Origin of the sequence: Pseudomonas mucidolens (assembly GCF_900106045.1) — a bacterium.
GTDB lineage: Bacteria > Pseudomonadota > Gammaproteobacteria > Pseudomonadales > Pseudomonadaceae > Aquipseudomonas > Aquipseudomonas mucidolens.
Genome location: NZ_LT629802.1, coordinates 2,410,440 through 2,426,599 on the forward strand (window position 1 = coordinate 2,410,440; position 16,160 = coordinate 2,426,599).

Sequence of the window (16,160 nt, forward strand, 5' to 3'; positions counted from 1 at the left end):
GAAATGCGCGATGCCCAGGCTCAGGCCGAACAAGGCCAGATCAACATCGATGGCAGCCTGCAACAGATTGACTCACTGTCCAGCACCATCAATCAGGCGGTCGACGTGATGCGCACCCTGTCCACCGAGAGCACCCAGATTGGCGGCGTACTTGAAGTGATCCGCTCGATCGCCGACCAGACCAACCTGCTGGCGCTCAACGCGGCCATCGAAGCGGCCCGCGCCGGTGAACAAGGCCGTGGTTTTGCGGTGGTCGCGGACGAAGTGCGGTTGCTGGCCCAGCGCACACAAAAGTCCACCGCGCAAATCCAGGGCATGATTGAACGCCTGCAAGGCCACTCCGAAGCGGCGGTCAAAGTCATCAGCGACAGCCATCAAGCCTCGCAACTGACCATCGAGCAAGCAGGCCAGGCCGGTGCCAGCCTCACCGCCATCGGTCAGGCCCTGCGCAACCTCAACGGCCTCAACGCCTCGATTGCCAGCGCTACCCTGCAACAGGCGCACGTGGTCGAAGACATCAATCAGAACGTCACCCAGGCGGCCGGACTGTCCCACAGCACGGCGCTGGCGGCGGAACAATCGAGCGCGGCCAGCGGCCATTTGAAAGACTTGAGCGAAGAGTTGAACGGCTTGTTGCGCCAGTTCAAGGTTTGATCGACTGATCGTTGCAAGATTTTGCCCGGGCGGTTGGTTACAATCGCCCTCCTCTTCGACTCTTCCAAGGAATTCCATGTCCGGGCTTGAACTGTTTGCCGCCGTGCTGGGGGTGACCGCCGTCTGGTTGACGGTCAAGCAAAACCCCTGGTGCTGGCCCATCGGTCTGGTCATGGTATTGCTTTACACCTGGGTCTTCTTCGAGGTGAAGCTGTATTCGGACATGCTCTTGCAAGTGGTCTACGCCGGGCTGCAACTCTACGGCTGGTGGCAGTGGACACGCGCTGGCGAGGTCAAACAGGGCCGAAAAGTCACCCGTCTCGGCGTGCAATCCATATTGTTGAGTCTCGGAGTCGGGGCCCTGGGCAGCTTGTTACTGGGCGCTGCCATGGCGCACTGGACCGACGCCGCACAACCCTGGCTCGACGCGGCGCTGACCGGTTTCAGCCTGGTGGCACAAATGTGGATGGCACAAAAACGCCTGCAGTGCTGGCCGCTATGGATTGTCGTCGATGTGATTTTTGTCGGCCTGTTCCTCTACAAAGGCCTTTATCTCACCGCTGCGCTCTACGCCCTGTTTACGGTGATCGCGGTGCAAGGCTGGCGTGAGTGGCGCGCCGACCCGGCGCTGCGCGCATGAAGGTGCTGGTGATGGCCGGCCCCGAGTCCAGTGGTAAAAGCTGGCTGGCCGAACAGTTGCAAGCGCATTTCGGTGCGGTGCTGGTGGGTGAGTACGTGCGCTATTTCATCGACCACTTCCAGCGCGATACCACCCTGGCGGATATCCCCGACATCGCCCGTGGCCAACTGGCCTGGGAAGATGCCGGTCGCGCGCAAGCGCCGCAACTGTTGATCCTCGACACAAATCTGCTGACCAATAAGCTGTGGAGCCTGACGCTGTTTGGCGACGCCCCGTCATGGCTGGACAGGGAACTGCTCGCACGCCACTACGACCTGCATCTGTTGCTGTCCCCCGAAGGGATCGGCTGGACCGCGGACGGGCAGCGTTGCCAGCCCGAACTGGCCGATCGCCAGGCGTTCTTTGCGGCCAGCCAGGACTGGCTGGAACGCCATCGACAGCCGTTCCGGGTGATTGGCGGAGATTGGCAGGCGCGGCATGACCGGGCTTTTGCCGCAGTAGAAGAACTGCTTGCCAGGAACTAAACGCCCCCCTCGTCGCTGCGTTACTTTTCGCTGATCACCTGCACCCGATACTGCGGATCTGCGGTGATCTGTTGTTCGGTAAAGGGCAGCGGACTGAGCCTCTTCTCGGAAAACGCTCGGGTCTGGTCCTGCGAGTACGGTGACGCCGGGTCGCTGGACAACGAGAACGCAAGCACGCCTTGCGCCTTGGGTCCCGAATCATCAAACGTGACGATCTGCAGATAACTGCTGCCGCTGACCACTTCGCGCTTGCCATCGGCCCTCGGCACGCTTTGCATCGCGTTGTAGATCCCCAGTTCCTGCGGACCGCCATGGATCGGCGTGTTGCCCGCTACCTGGATATCGCCCCAACGCGCGCCGTCCTTGAGTCCCATCTGCGCAACCTGCGCCGCCGAGGCCAACATGGCCTCGCGCAACGCCTTGGCCACCGGCGCTCGCTCAATGGCCAGGCCGCGCGGGGTTGTTTGTGGCTGCGCGGGGTCGAACGCGACGCGCCACAGTTGCGGTACGGCCCGCAGTTGCTTGTGCAGGTTGATGAAATGCACCAGGCCCAACCCGCTGTCGAGGTTGGCTTTCTGATCCCAGGCCTGGAGGCTGACGCAGACGGGCTTCAAGCCCACATCGTGGTTGGCCTCACAGAACTTCAGGAGATCCGGCATGACCTGACTGGCCAGGTACACCTGATTATCCATGACCATATTCTGCAGGTCGGCAACCGTAATCGGCTGTTCAGCCAAGTCCCGCAAACGCTGCAAGGCAAAACGCGCACGCGCCCCCAATGCGCGTTGTTCCTGACTGATCAGCGGAGAAAAACCGGTCAACGGCGCCTGCGGATTCACCATCCAGGCCGAATCATTGGAATGTTGTACGAAATCCTTGCGCGCCAGCTGCGGCAGCTGTTGCGCCGAGAAAATCCCCGGTTGGGCCGCACGCGGGTCGATGTCCCAGGCACACGCGCTGTGGGCGCCGTCGAGCATGATTATCTCCAGGCCGGCACGTGGATCGCTGCACTGTTCAAGCTTTTCAGCGCTGACGTTGGGCACTACCGAAAGATTCATGTACAGGCTCTGCCCGCGATCATCCGCCGCCACGGTATTGACCCAAGGGATTCCTTGCAGTGTATGGACCGAGGCTTGCAGTTCCTCAAGACTGGCGGCGCGGTTCATCGCGTACCATTGTTGCAATACACGGTCATTGCCCAGGTTGGCGTCGCGCAGGCTGAACGCGTATTGAGCGTCCCAGTCAAGCTTGCCCGGCCATTGCACCACCGGACCGAACTGCGAGCTGTACACCGTATGGGACTGCGCGGCGCTGTTGCCGTCCGCGCCCTTCACCTGCACCGTGACCTGGGTTTTGTGCATCGGGATCGATTTGCCATCCACCAGATAACGGGTCGGATCCTTCGGGTCGAGGGTCAGGCGATAGACGGTGAAATGCTTGGAAGTGTCCACGGTGTGGGTCCAGGCTACATGCTGGTTGAAGCCGATATTGACCACCGGCAGCCCGGGTAACGCGGCGCCCATCACATCCAGCTGACCCGGGATCGTCAGGTGCATCTGATAAAAACGCATGCCACCGAACCATGGAAAGTGCGGGTTGGCCAATAACATGCCGCGCCCGTTGAACGAACGCTCGCCTCCCACCGCCAGTGCATTACTGCCGCGATCCAGGGCAAAACGTTGCTGATGCTGCGCCGCCACCTCGAAGGCCCGGGCGTCAGGCTGCGTAACCGCCCCCAATTGCGGCGGCGTCGCTCCCACCAGCGCCTCGGCGAATTGTCCGACGCCACCTTCCACCAGCAGACGCCGGGTCAGTTTGACCAAGTCCTGCGGGTTGATCGGCCGCACCCAGTCACCCTGACATTGCGCCGGCAGTCCTTGGGCAGTGCGCTCTTTCAGATAACGGTTGTATCCGGCCACATACCCTTCAATGCGCTGTTGCATCTGCGCAGACTGCGCGCTCCAGAACGTCGCGACAGCCTCAGGCGTATTGAGCCAGGTAAAAAACACGTCGCTGGTGAGATTGTCGCGCTCCTCCAGGGTCGACTGCTGCGCCCCGAAATACTTGGCACGCTCGCCGTTCACTGTGACCACTTCATTGGCCAGCAGGCACAGGTTGTCCTGAGCGTAGGCATAACCAATGCCATAGCCGAGGCCGCGCTCATCGCTGGCACGGATATGCGGGATGCCAAAACCGGTACGGCGGATATCGGCCGCCGTCTTGTCCACCTGGCCTTCATTCGCTTGCCGGACACACGCTGACAGACTCAAGCCAAGCAACACACCCGTCACGCAAACCCTGGACAACCCGTTGGAAATAATCACGCAGACCCCATCATCAAGCCACATTAAACGCCCAAGGCGGAGCCGACTCGCAAATGCCAGCCCATCCTTAAAGACGTAAAAAAACCGATTAATTTAGGGACTGCGAGGTTGTTCCCTGGGATCCGAAAGGTGCCAAGGCTGTTACTGACAAATTTTATACGCATTGCCCTTCATGATTTGCGCTGCTCATACGTCTTAGTAACAAAGAGCATCATCATTTTCCTGATCAGGCTCTGATAAGGAGTTTTTGCATGTACAACCCGCAACTGCCCACGGACGGTCACGCTATGGCACATGACGCCGCTTTCGGCTCGGCAAACCGCGCCTTCGCCAAGGCTCCCGAGCATCAAGGCAACCAACGCATCCGACACTTGCTCAAATGTTTCGGGCTGCGCACCAGCCTGATTCGCCTGAAAGTCATCGACGCCCTGCTCAGCGCCGCCGATAACGGCCGTTCACTGGGCGTACGGGGTGTACACAGCCACTTGCTGGAACTGGGTATCCCGTTGTCGTTTCTCAGCGTGCGCGAAGTGCTCAAGCGCCTGTGCAGCGAGGGCTTGCTCACCCTCAACAGCGACAAGAGCTATAGCCTTCATGAAGACGCCGCCAAGGTACTCGCCGCTGACATCTGACTCAGAGGTTGGGCTTGACCTTACGGCGCATGATGCCGTTGATCACCACCACGATCACCGCCACGGCAATCGCGATGTACTGGAAGGTTTTCTCACTGATGGCGCCGATGTTCTGCAGATAGGACAGGCCAAACATCGTTCCCAGGACCACCAGGGAAATCAGAATCGAGTAAATCAAGCGTTGTTTCTGGGTCATGACGGATTCCTGAACCTGTAAAAATGTATTCACTGTGTGCCAACAGCCCTGCCAGGCTCCTGTCCGAATGCGGAATGGCCTGAACGGGTGGGGTCTTATGTTACAGGCGATGAAAAGCTTTGGCATGTCTTGCAACCGATTGAATCTCAGGCCCGCGGGGAAGGCGCGATGCGCCGTCGAATCACACCGCCGCTCCCCAAGCCTGTCGAAACCGCTTATTGGTCCTTGAACGCTGGCGCGCGCTTGGCCACGAAAGCCGCCATGCCTTCCTTCTGATCCTGTGTGGCAAAGGCCGCATGGAACACTCGACGCTCAAAGCGCACGCCTTCGGACAGACTGACTTCAAAGGCCCGGTTCACACTTTCCTTGACCATCATGCTGATGGGCACCGACTTGCTGGCGATCAACGCGGCAACTTTCAGCGCTTCTTCCAACAGCTCATCCGAGGGTACGATCCGCGCGACGATGCCACACCGCTCAGCCTCCACCGCATCGATAAAGCGTCCGGTCAGACACATTTCCATGGCCTTGGCCTTGCCCACCGCACGCGTCAGACGCTGAGTGCCGCCCATGCCCGGCAGCACGCCAAGGTTGACTTCCGGCTGGCCGAACTTGGCGTTATCGCCAGCCAGGATGAAATCGCACATCAGCGCCAGTTCACAGCCACCGCCCAGGGCGAAACCGTTGACAGCGGCAATGATCGGCTTGCGGCGGTTGGCCACGCGATCACTGTCGCTGAACAGGTCGTCCAGGTAGATCTGCGGGTAGGTCAGTTCGGCCATTTCCTTGATGTCCGCGCCGGCCGCAAAGGCTTTTTTTGAGCCGGTCAACACCACGCAACCGATCTCGGGATTGGCTTCCAGGCTGTCCAGGGCCTGGTTGACTTCGCGGACCAGTTGCGCGTTCAAGGCGTTCAGCGCCTCAGGGCGGTTCAGGGTGATCAGCCCGACGCGGCCCTGAACTTCCAGCAAAATGGTGTCGTAACTCATCGATGCGTTCCTCTTCAAAGATTGCGCGAAATGACCATGCGTTGAATATCGCTGGCGCCTTCATAAATCTGACAGACCCGCACATCGCGGTAGATCCGCTCCAACGGGAAGTCGCTCAGGTAACCGTAACCGCCGAGGGTTTGCAAGGCGGCAGAACAGACTTTTTCGGCCATTTCCGAGGCAAACAGCTTGGCCATCGAGGCTTCCACCAGCGCGGGCTGGCCGCTGTCGCGAAGGGCAGCGGCGTAATGCACCATCTGCCGGGCAACGGCGATCTGGGTGGCCATGTCGGCAAGACGAAACGCCACGGCCTGGTGCTCGATCAGGGCTTTGCCGAAGCTCTCGCGTTCACGGGCGTAATCACGGGCAGCTTCGAACGCCGCACGGGCCATGCCCACCGATTGCGAAGCGATCCCCACGCGACCACCTTCCAGATTGGCCAGGGCAATCCGGTAACCTTCGCCCTCCTCGCCCAAACGGTTGGCGAGGGGCACTTTGACGTCCTCAAACAGAATCTGGCAGGTATCAGAAGCGTGCTGGCCGAGCTTGTCTTCAACCCGCGCCACCGTGTAGCCCGGCGAATCGGTCGGCACGATAAAGGCGCTGATCCCGCGCTTGCCAGCGGTTGGATCGGTCACGGCAAACACAATCACGATCCCGGCGTTTTGCCCCGAGGTGATGAACTGTTTGCAACCATTGAGTACATAGTGATCGCCCGCAAGACGCGCGCGAGTTTTCAGGCTGCTGGCGTCGGAGCCGGCCTGAGGTTCGGTCAGCGCGAAAGCACCGAGCATCGCGCCGCTGGCCAAGGGTTTGAGGAACTGCTCTTTTTGCGAATCGTTGCCGAAGGTGAGGATCGGCACACAGCCCACCGAGTTGTGCACGCTCATGATGGTCGAACAGGCGCCATCGCCCGCAGCAACTTCTTCCAAGGCCATGGCATAGGCCAGGTAGCCGGTGTCGCAGCCGCCCCATTGCTCCGGGACCAGCATGCCAAAGAAACCCAGCCCAGCCATTTCAGCCACGGCCTCCTTGGGAAACCGGTGATCGCGATCCCATTCGGCAGCGAACGGTTTGAGCCGTTCCTGAGCAAATTGCCGCGCCGCTTCGCTGATTTGCAGTTGTTCGTCATTGGGGAGCATAAGCTGCCTCTGAAAAAGAGCCTAGTACAGGCATTCAACGGCCATGGCCGTCGCTTCACCGCCGCCGATGCAGATGGCCGCCACACCACGCTTGAGGCCTTTCTGGCGCAGGGCCGAAAGCAGCGTCACCAGAATCCGTGCGCCGGACGCGCCGATCGGATGTCCGAGGGCGCAAGCGCCGCCGTGGATGTTGACCTTGTCATGCGCGATCTCCAGCTTGCTCATGGTCACCAGGCTGACCACCGCGAAGGCTTCATTGATCTCGAACAGGTCCACATCGTCCAACTGCCAAGCAGTCTTGCTCAACAGTTTGCGAATCGCGCCCACCGGCGCCACCGGGAACAGGCCCGGCTCATCGGCAAACGCGGCATGTCCGTGAATCACCGCCAGCGGCTTGAGGCCGCGCTTCTGCGCCTCGGACTGACGCATCAACAGCAACGCCGCCGCACCGTCGGAGATCGAGCTGGAGTTGGCCGCCGTGACGGTCCCGCCCTCGCGGAACGCCGGTTTCAGACTGGCGATCTTGTCCAGCCTGGCCTTGGGCGGTTGCTCGTCGTGGGTGACGGTTTTCTGCTCCTTGCCGACGGTGACCTGCACCGGGACGATCTCGGCGCTGAAGCTGCCCTCTTTGATCGCCTGCTGGGCGCGGGTCAGTGAAGCAATCGCAAAGGCGTCCTGTGCTTCACGGCTGAAGCCGTTCCGTTCGGCGCAGTCCTCGGCAAAAGTGCCCATCAATCGGCCCTTGTCATAGGCGTCTTCCAGGCCGTCGAGAAACATATGGTCAAGCACCCGGCCATGTCCCATGCGGTAGCCGCCGCGGGCACGATCTAACAGATAAGGCGCATTCGACATGCTCTCCATGCCTCCAGCGATCACGGCGTCGACGCTGCCAGCCAGCAGCAAATCATGGGCAAGGATCGTCGCTTGCATGCCCGAACCGCACATTTTGTTGAGGGTGGTGCAGCGGGTCGATTTATCCAGCCCGGCACCCAATGCCGCCTGGCGTGCGGGCGCCTGGCCGAGTCCGGCCGGCAATACGCAGCCGAACAGCACCTCATCCACCGCATCACTGGCAATACCGGCGCGCTCGACCGCGGCGCGAATTGCCGCGGCGCCCAATTGGGGCGCGGTCAGGCCCGACAACTCGCCCTGAAAACCGCCCATTGGGGTACGCACGGCACTGACGATGACAATCGGATCGTGGTTCTGAGTCATGATAAATCCTCCTTACTTCGGCGCCATGCGCAAGGCGCCGTCGAGACGGATCACCTCACCATTGAGCATGCTGTTTTCAATGATATGACGTGCCAGCGCCGCGTATTCGGCGGGTTTGCCAAGGCGCGGCGGGAACGGCACACCGGCGGACAGCGATTCGCGGACTTGCGGGGTCATTCCAGCCATCATCGGGGTTTCGAAGATACCAGGGGCGATGGTCATCACTCGTATGCCGAAACGCGCCAGTTCCCGGGCGGCGGGCAATGTCAGACTGGCAATCGCACCCTTGGAGGCGGCGTACGCGGCCTGGCCGATCTGACCATCGAAGGCGGCGACCGACGCAGTGTTGATGATCACCCCGCGTTCACCGTCGGCGTTGGCGTCACTTTCGGCGATAGCGGCAGCGGCGAGACGCAGCAGGTTGAAGCTGCCGATCAGGTTGACGTTGATGACTTGAGCGAAGCTGGCCAAGGCATGCGGACCATTTTTGCCAAGGATCTTCTCGCCCCGCACCACGCCTGCGCAGTTGATCAGCCCATGTAAACCGCCAAACGCCGCAACAGTCGCCTGCACCGCTGCCTCAGCGGCAGCTTCCTGGCTGATATCCGCCACCACGCTCCGCGCCTGTTCACCCAACTTGCTGGCCTGCGCGGCAACCGCGTCGGCATTCAGATCCACCAGCATCACCCTGGCACCTGCGGACACCAGCATTTCGGCGGTCGCGGCACCGAGGCCCGATGCTCCGCCGCTGACCAGAAAAACCTTGTTCTCAATCTGCATCACTGTTTCCTTGAAAGTAGGATCAAACCGTGGTGGTGGCGGCAAGCGCGGCCTGGACCTTGGCAATTTCCTGGTTACGCAAGATAAAACGCTGCAACTTGCCACTCGGTGTCTTGGGCAGGTCGCTGACAAATTCGATTTCCCGTGGGTAGGTATGTGCCGCCAGACGGTTGCGCACATGCTGGCGCAGCTCTTCGGCGAGCGCCGGGTCGGCGCGGTATTGCCCGTGGATCACCACGAATGCCTTGACCAGTTCGGTCCGCTGCGCGTCCGGCTTGCCGACGACGGCTGCTTCGACCACCGCGGGGTGCTCCACCAGGGCACTTTCCACGTCAAACGGACCGACCCGATAACCCGACGTGGTGATCACATCATCGCTGCGCCCGACGAAACTGATGCTGCCATCGGTGTTCAACTCCACGGTGTCGCCGCTGAGGTAGTACTTGCCGACGAACGCCTTGGTCTTGACCCCTTCGTAGCCGGCGAACCAGCACATCGGCGACTGCTCGCGGTCGATGGCGAGGATCCCGGGCTGGCCGGCCGGCAGCTCTTGACAGTCGTCGTCAAGCACCACAATGCGGTGGCCCGGCGAGGCAAATCCGGCGGAGCCCACATGCACCGGATGATCCAGGCCGTGGTGATTACACAAGACCATGCCCAGCTCAGTCTGGCCGTAGTGGTCATGGATGGTGACGCCCAGGTTATCGGCGAACCAGCGGATCACTTCCGGGTTCAACGGTTCGCCAGCGCTGCTGACGATGCGCAATTTGCCCTTGACCGAGCGGGCGAACTGCTCACCGCCGGCAATCAACAGGCGATAGGCCGTTGGCGAACCTGTAAGGTTGGTGATTGCGTATTTATTGATGATGCGACAAGTGCTTTCCAGGGTGAACGGCCCGTCGTAGAAGGTGATTGGGTGCCCCATGGCGAGCGGCCCGGTCACGCCGAAGTAGATGCCATAGGCCCAGCCTGGATCGGCCACGTTCCAGAATGCATCTTCGGGGCGCAGGTCCACCGCATCACGGGTGTAGCTCTGGAACGCGACGATGGCCTTGAGCGGCACCGACAGCGCTTTCGAGGGGCCGGTGGTGCCCGAAGTGAACATCAACAGAAAAGGATCATCGGCCCCCAGCAGCACCGGCTCGCACTGGTTGGAGTAATTCGGCAGTTCGGCCCAGAAGCTGTAATCGCCCCGGACAATGCCCTCGCCCTTGGGACCCGAGACGGTGACAATCGTCGGGCAATCGGCAACTTCGAGGAGTTTGGTGCGGTTGACGGTATCTGTGACCACCAGCGCCGCCCCCGAGCTGTTCAGGCGATGCTCGATGGCCTTCGGGCCAAATGCGGTGAACAACGGCTGATAAACCGCACCGATGCGCCAGGTGGCGAACACCACTACCAGCAGTTCCGCAGTACGCGGCAGCAGGCCTGCCACCTTGTCGCCGCGCTTGACGCCGCGGGCCAGGAGGAAATTGGCAAAGCGCGCGGCCTGGTCCTGCAGCTCACTGAAGGTGAACGTGGCGCTGCTGCCATCCTTGCCCTCCCAAAACAACGCAATACGACCCGGCAATACATGTCGATCGCAGCATTCGACGCAGGCATTGAGTCCTTGCAGGTTGCCGGCCAGCGCGGCGTCGACGGTTTGCTGATAGTTGAATTGGGTAATTGCAGTCGAATAATCACGCATCGCTTCAAATCCCTGTGTCTTTTTGTTTTGAGGACGGGCTACGTAAACCGGGGAAATAGTCGCTCCAGAGCGGACTGCGAACAATGGTCAAAGCCTTCAACATGACTGACTGGTTTGGCCAATGGTGCACGCCGGCTTGCAAGGGCTGGTGTTGGTGGAAGGTCGCAAGCTAGTGCTCAGAGGGTCATTGACTACAGAGTGTCCCAATGTGGGTTTGACACGCGAAGTGGCCTGACCGAAGCTGTTGGCCTTGCAATAGTTGCCTAGCTTCCGGACGCCTGCATGTCAAAATCTCGCCGTTACGCCATCGTCGGCTTGTGCATCCTGTTGTTTACCGTACTGATCTCCTGGTATTTCACGGGCACTTCCCCGGAAGTCGTGCCCCAGACCATTGCCCATGGCTACTCCAAGGCGTTGAAGCAGGCTCGGCATGGCGAACCGGGAGCTGCGCGCGTCCTCTATCAACAACTGGCGCGCCAGGACTTGTCGCCGACCCGGCGGGTCGCGCTGCACGCCGAGCTGCCCAACTACCCCAGTCCCCAGGCGCTGAAACTGGCGGACAAAGACCTCATCAATAACGCGCCACTGGTACGCCAGGCGGCCATTCGCAGCATTGTCGGGCTGGTGCCCAGTGGCCAGCGGACCCTACTGCTGGGGCCATTACTGGAGGATCCCGAACAAAGCGTACGGTTCGCGGCTGCCAACGCGTTGCTCGGGCTTTCACCCGACGCAGTGGGCCTTTATTTTGGCCCGTTACAGCGCGTGCTCGACGAATTCGAAAAGCAACTCAAGAGCCAGCCCGAAACGTCCGAGGGCTGGATTCAACTGGCACGCTTGTACATTCACAACGCTCGCCTGACCGAGGCTCAGAGTGCATTGCAACAGGCTCTGCGCCTGGAACCGGACAACCTGCCAGCCGTTGTGGCACAGATCGAGCTGCTGGATAAGCAAGGCAAAGTCGATGACTCGCGCCAATTACTGGCCAACCAACTGCGAGCGCACCCGGAGTCGGCTTACCTGCAACACGCCTTGGGGATGTGGCTGCTGAACCACGGTGAGCGCGAATACGCTCTCCTCGGGCTGTCCAAGGCCGTAGAGCTTGAACCCGACAATCAGGATTTGCGCTACGACCTGGCCACCACCCTGTACGCCCAAAAGGAACTGGAGGCCGCCCAGCGACAGTTGGAAGAAATCGTCCAACGTCACCCACAGAATCGCAAGGCACGCGTGCTGCTGGTCCATTACTGGAAGGAAAGCGGTCAGTTGCAAAACGTCCAGGTGTTGTTAGCCCAATTGGAACAGCAAAACCCCGATGATCCAGCGCTGCAACAAGGCCTGTAGACCCACGTTCAAACCGCTGAAAACTGCGACCCGGCTCGCACAACGGCGAGAAAATGTGGAACCGTCATAAAGTGCCACGGTCAAGTAAATATGGCGCATCCGATTGGGCTACGCCGCCAACTTGTAAGTGACCGAGGGCACTCCTTGTCTACATCCAACGCGCTCTTCACAGCAAAAGCGGCAACCGGTATCGAAGGACTCGACGATATCCTCTGCGGCGGGCTTTTGCGGAGCCATTTGTTCCTGCTTGAAGGCGAGCCAGGCACCGGTAAAACCACCGTAGCCCTGCAGTTTCTGCAGAACGGGGCCAAGGCCGGCGAACGCTCGCTGTACATCACCCTGTCGGAAACCGAACACGAATTGCGCCAGGGAGCGAAGTCCCACGGCTGGGACCTGGATGAAAACATCCATATCTTTGAATTGACCCCGCCGGAAAACCTGCTCAATGCCGAGCACCAGCAAAGCCTGCTGTACTCCTCGGACCTGGAGCTGGGCGAAGCCACCCGACAGATTTTCGAGGTGGTGGAGCGCGTCAAGCCGTCGCGGGTGGTGATCGACAGCCTTTCGGAAATCCGCCTTCTGGCGCAAAGTTCGTTGCGCTATCGAAGACAGATTCTGGCGATCAAGCATTACTTCGTACGTTACAAAGCGACGGTGCTGATGCTCGACGACCTGACCACCGAAGCTCTCGACAAGACGGTGCACAGTGTGGCCCACGGGGTGATTCGCCTGGAGGAGCTGAACCCCAACTACGGCGCTGAGCGCCGTCGGGTACGGGTGGTCAAGTACCGGGGTCAGAAATACCGTGGCGGCTTTCATGATTTCACCATCATGAGTGGCGGCGTGCATGTGTTCCCCCGACTGGTGGCGGCTGAACATCGTAGCGGTTACCAGCGACAGACCTTGAGCAGTGGCATAGGCGAGCTGGATGCATTGTTGGGCGGCGGTATCGAGAGCGGCTCCAGTTCCCTGATCCTCGGCCCGGCCGGCACTGGCAAATCGCTGATTTCGCTGATCTTCGCCGCAGCTGCCGTCGCCCGTGGCGAGAAGGCCGCGCTGTTTATCTTCGATGAAGACCTGGGTCTACTGTTCGACCGCATGAAGAAAATGGACATCGATCTGGAGATGTTGCAGCAGACCGGCAATCTGTTCATCGAACAGGTCGACGCCGCTGAACTGTCGCCCGGCGAGTTCTCCCACCGCGTGCGCCGGTGCGTCGACGATCGTGGGATCAAGACGGTGATCATCGACAGCATCAATGGCTACCAGGCGGCCATGCCCGAAGAGAACGCGCTGATCCTGCATATGCATGAATTGCTGCTGTACCTTAACCGCCAAGGTGCCGCGACCTTCATGACAGTCGCTCAGCATGGCCTGGTAGGCGACAACATGCAGGCGCCGGTGGATATCACCTATCTGGCCGATACCGTGATCCTGCTGCGTTACTTCGAAGCGCTGGGCCAGGTACGCCGGGCTATTTCAATCATCAAGAAACGTACCGGCAGCCATGAGACGACCATTCGCGAATACCGCATCGGCAGCCAGGGCATGACCGTCGGCGAACCACTGGATGCTTTCCATGGTGTACTGCGGGGTGTGCCGACGTATATGGGCACCGACAATCCGCTGCTCAAGGATCCGCGATTGTGAGTGATTTGCCCGGCATCCACGAACGCGCGATCATTCTCGCGCCTCTGGGACGCGACAGCACTCTGGCTCTGCAAATGCTCAACGAGGCGGGTTTCAGCGGAATAACCGCCAATCACCTGCCCATGCTCTGCGAGGAGCTGGAGCAAGGTGCCGGCCTGTTGATCATTGCCGCCGAAGCCTTGCGCGGCGCCGACTTGCAACCGCTGCTCGATTACTTGCAGCAGCAGCCGGCCTGGTCGGACCTGCCGATTGTATTGATGACCCAGCATGGCGGGGGCGAACAGGCCAACTCTTCACAACTGAGTGCGCTATTGGGCAACATCACGCTGCTCGAGCGTCCCTTCCATCCGATTACCTTGATCAGCCTGGTGTCCACAGCGTTGCGCGGACGACGTCGGCAATATGAAGCGCGGGATCGCTTGATCGATCTGAGCCAAAGCGAATTGCGCCTGCATCGAACCCTTGAAACGCTCGAGCAGCAGGTTGAAGAGCGCACCGCCCAGTTGCGCAACAACGAAGAGGCCTTGCGCCAATCGCAGAAAATGGAAGCCGTGGGTCAATTGACCGGCGGTATCGCCCATGACTTCAACAACATGCTCACCGGCATTATCGGTAGCCTGGAACTGTTGCGCCGACGCTTGGCCCGAGGTCGTTTCGAAGACCTCGACAGCCTGATCGACCTCGGTGTGACTTCAGCCAACCGCGCGGCCAGCCTGACCCACCGCCTGCTGGCATTTTCCCGTCGGCAATCGCTCGACGCCAAACCAGTGCAGATCAACAACCTGGTGTCATCCATGGGCGAGCTGCTGCAACGCAGCCTCAATGAAAGTACCACCCTGGACATGCGCCTGAACGAGCAGTTATGGACTGCCGAGGCGGACCCCAATCAACTGGAAAGTGCCCTGCTCAACCTTGTGCTCAACGCCCGGGATGCCATGCCCACCGGCGGTAAACTGGTGGTGGAAACCAGCAATCGCCATTTGGACAGCGTCTTTGCCGCCGCCTACGGGACGCTCCAGTCGGGTGATTACGTGGAACTGAGTGTCAGCGACACCGGCTGCGGAATGCCCGAAAGCGTTGTCCGCCGAGCGTTTGATCCGTTTTTTACTACCAAACCCATCGGCCAAGGCACCGGCCTCGGCCTGTCGATGATCTACGGTTTCGCTCGCCAGTCCCGTGGTCATGTGTGCATTCACAGTGTGGTTGGTGAAGGCACCACCGTCAGCCTGTTCCTGCCGCGTTTTGTCGGCGAAGCGGTGGGGGCTGACCTGCCGGACCCGGCCTTGCTCCCCTACGCCAATACCGGCGAGACCGTGCTGATCGTCGAAGACGACCCTGCGGTCAGGGTGTTGGTAAGCCAGGTACTGAGCGAATTGGGCTACGCCTTTGTCGAAGCCCCCGACGCCGACAGTGCGCTGCCGATCATCCAGTCCAGCCAGCGAATTGACCTGTTGATCAGCGACGTGGGCCTGCCAGGCATGAATGGTCGTCAGTTGGCAGAGATCGGGCGCCAGGTCAGGCCGGAGCTGCGGGTGTTGTTCATCACCGGATATGCCGAACACGCGGCAGCGCGCGGCGGTTTCCTGGATCCTGGCATGCAGTTGATTACCAAGCCCTTCACGTTTGATTTATTGACCGCGAAAGTACGAGAGATGATTCAGCAACGTTGAGGAGGTCGTGTGGCCGCTGCTGACCATCGATCCTCCTCCGACACAGCATAGGTATCTACACACGCTTAAATCCAAGCAGATAGAGCGGTTGTGGCGAGCGGGCTTGCCCCGCGTTGGGCTGCGAAGCAGTCACAGTAAGCCGAATGCGGTGTATCAGATACTCCGTAGCGGCAGGTTTTGGGGCTGCTTCGCAGCCCAACGCGGGGCGAGCCCGCTCGCCACAGGAGAATTCGTCGGTTTGTGGAAGTTGTGTGGATACGCCAACACAGACAAGTGTCCGGCTCCCGGAAATACAGGTTCAACACAGCGCTCTTAAGCCAGCAATCGCTGAATATGCTCTTGCAACGTATCCAGATCAAACGGCTTGGCCAGGATCGGCGCGTTGCGGGTGATCGGGCTGTTGCAGTCCAGAATCTCTTGCGGATAACCGCTGATAAAGATGACCTTCAGTTCCGGTCGCAGCAACAGCGCGGGCTCGGCGATCTGCACCCCGGAAATGCCTCCAGGCAACCGGTAGTCGGTGACCATCAAGTCCAGGTGCGGTTTGCTGGCAAGAATTTCGAACGCCTGCTCGCCATTAATGGCTTTTAGTACCCGATAGCCCAGGCCAGCCAGGTATTCACCCAACACAAACATAATCGATTCGTCATCTTCGACGATCAGTACAACATCTTGCGCATCTTCACTCATGGGAAGCCTTTGCTCGGTCGATAGCT

At 60.2% G+C, this 16,160-nt stretch carries 14 protein-coding genes and 1 pseudogene; 7 read left to right on the forward strand and 8 right to left on the reverse strand.

Annotated elements, in window-relative coordinates:
* Positions 1-129: 129 nt before the first annotated feature.
* The 3 genes and pseudogenes from BLU75_RS28445 to BLU75_RS11190 all read left to right on the forward strand — a co-directional run.
* Positions 130-654 (forward strand): annotated as a pseudogene (locus tag BLU75_RS28445) (methyl-accepting chemotaxis protein); the annotation flags it as partial.
* Between the two features lie 76 nt (positions 655-730).
* Positions 731-1,294, forward strand: coding sequence for a nicotinamide riboside transporter PnuC (pnuC, locus tag BLU75_RS11185; RefSeq protein ID WP_084376529.1), 564 nt, complete (start codon positions 731-733; stop codon positions 1,292-1,294).
* Positions 1,291-1,818, forward strand: a complete 528-nt coding sequence (locus tag BLU75_RS11190) for an AAA family ATPase (protein ID WP_084376528.1) — start codon at positions 1,291-1,293, stop codon at positions 1,816-1,818. Before pnuC ends, BLU75_RS11190 begins: the two co-directional genes overlap by 4 nt.
* 20 nt (positions 1,819-1,838) lie before the next feature.
* On the opposite strand, the gene pvdQ is transcribed toward BLU75_RS11190, so the two are convergent.
* On the reverse strand, positions 1,839-4,142 hold the full coding sequence (gene pvdQ, locus BLU75_RS11195) for a bifunctional acylase PvdQ (RefSeq protein ID WP_084376838.1): 2,304 nt from the start codon (positions 4,140-4,142) through the stop codon (positions 1,839-1,841).
* A gap of 251 nt (positions 4,143-4,393) precedes the next feature.
* Here pvdQ and BLU75_RS11200 point away from each other — a divergent pair, with 251 nt between their 5' ends.
* On the forward strand, positions 4,394-4,774 hold the full coding sequence (locus BLU75_RS11200) for a fe2+ zn2+ uptake regulation protein (protein ID WP_084376527.1): 381 nt from the start codon (positions 4,394-4,396) through the stop codon (positions 4,772-4,774).
* 1 nt (position 4,775) lies between these two features.
* Here the strand turns inward: BLU75_RS11200 and BLU75_RS11205 are convergent, their stop codons facing one another.
* The 6 genes from BLU75_RS11205 to BLU75_RS11230 form a co-directional block, all read right to left on the reverse strand.
* Positions 4,776-4,970, reverse strand: coding sequence for a hypothetical protein (locus BLU75_RS11205; RefSeq protein ID WP_057440092.1), 195 nt, complete (start codon positions 4,968-4,970; stop codon positions 4,776-4,778).
* A 215-nt stretch (positions 4,971-5,185) separates the two neighbouring features.
* A complete protein-coding gene (locus BLU75_RS11210) occupies positions 5,186-5,959 on the reverse strand; it encodes an enoyl-CoA hydratase (RefSeq protein ID WP_084376526.1) in 774 nt (257 codons plus the stop codon).
* A 14-nt stretch (positions 5,960-5,973) separates the two neighbouring features.
* Positions 5,974-7,101, reverse strand: a complete 1,128-nt coding sequence (locus tag BLU75_RS11215) for an acyl-CoA dehydrogenase (RefSeq protein ID WP_090221454.1) — start codon at positions 7,099-7,101, stop codon at positions 5,974-5,976.
* A gap of 21 nt (positions 7,102-7,122) precedes the next feature.
* The gene (locus BLU75_RS11220) at positions 7,123-8,316 is read right to left on the reverse strand and encodes an acetyl-CoA C-acyltransferase (protein ID WP_084376524.1); all 1,194 of its coding nucleotides are present in this window, start codon (positions 8,314-8,316) and stop codon (positions 7,123-7,125) included.
* Between the two features lie 12 nt (positions 8,317-8,328).
* Positions 8,329-9,096, reverse strand: a complete 768-nt coding sequence (locus BLU75_RS11225; RefSeq protein WP_084376523.1) for an SDR family NAD(P)-dependent oxidoreductase — start codon at positions 9,094-9,096, stop codon at positions 8,329-8,331.
* A gap of 22 nt (positions 9,097-9,118) precedes the next feature.
* Entirely contained in the window at positions 9,119-10,783 is a 1,665-nt protein-coding gene (locus BLU75_RS11230; protein ID WP_084376522.1) for an AMP-binding protein, read from the reverse strand.
* Between the two features lie 282 nt (positions 10,784-11,065).
* Between BLU75_RS11230 and BLU75_RS11235 the strand changes: the two genes are divergently transcribed.
* The 3 genes from BLU75_RS11235 (at position 11,066) to BLU75_RS11245 (ending at position 15,444) form a co-directional block, all read left to right on the forward strand.
* A complete protein-coding gene (locus BLU75_RS11235; RefSeq protein ID WP_084376521.1) occupies positions 11,066-12,124 on the forward strand; it encodes a tetratricopeptide repeat protein in 1,059 nt (352 codons plus the stop codon).
* Positions 12,125-12,268: 144 nt separating this feature from the next.
* Complete coding sequence (locus BLU75_RS11240) at positions 12,269-13,774, forward strand: ATPase domain-containing protein (protein ID WP_090221455.1); 1,506 nt, start codon at positions 12,269-12,271, stop codon at positions 13,772-13,774.
* On the forward strand, positions 13,771-15,444 hold the full coding sequence (locus BLU75_RS11245) for a response regulator (protein WP_084381152.1): 1,674 nt from the start codon (positions 13,771-13,773) through the stop codon (positions 15,442-15,444). Before BLU75_RS11240 ends, BLU75_RS11245 begins: the two co-directional genes overlap by 4 nt.
* A gap of 312 nt (positions 15,445-15,756) precedes the next feature.
* Here BLU75_RS11245 and BLU75_RS11250 read toward each other — a convergent pair whose 3' ends face one another.
* Complete coding sequence (locus tag BLU75_RS11250) at positions 15,757-16,134, reverse strand: response regulator (protein ID WP_084381153.1); 378 nt, start codon at positions 16,132-16,134, stop codon at positions 15,757-15,759.
* Positions 16,135-16,160 lie beyond the last annotated feature (26 nt).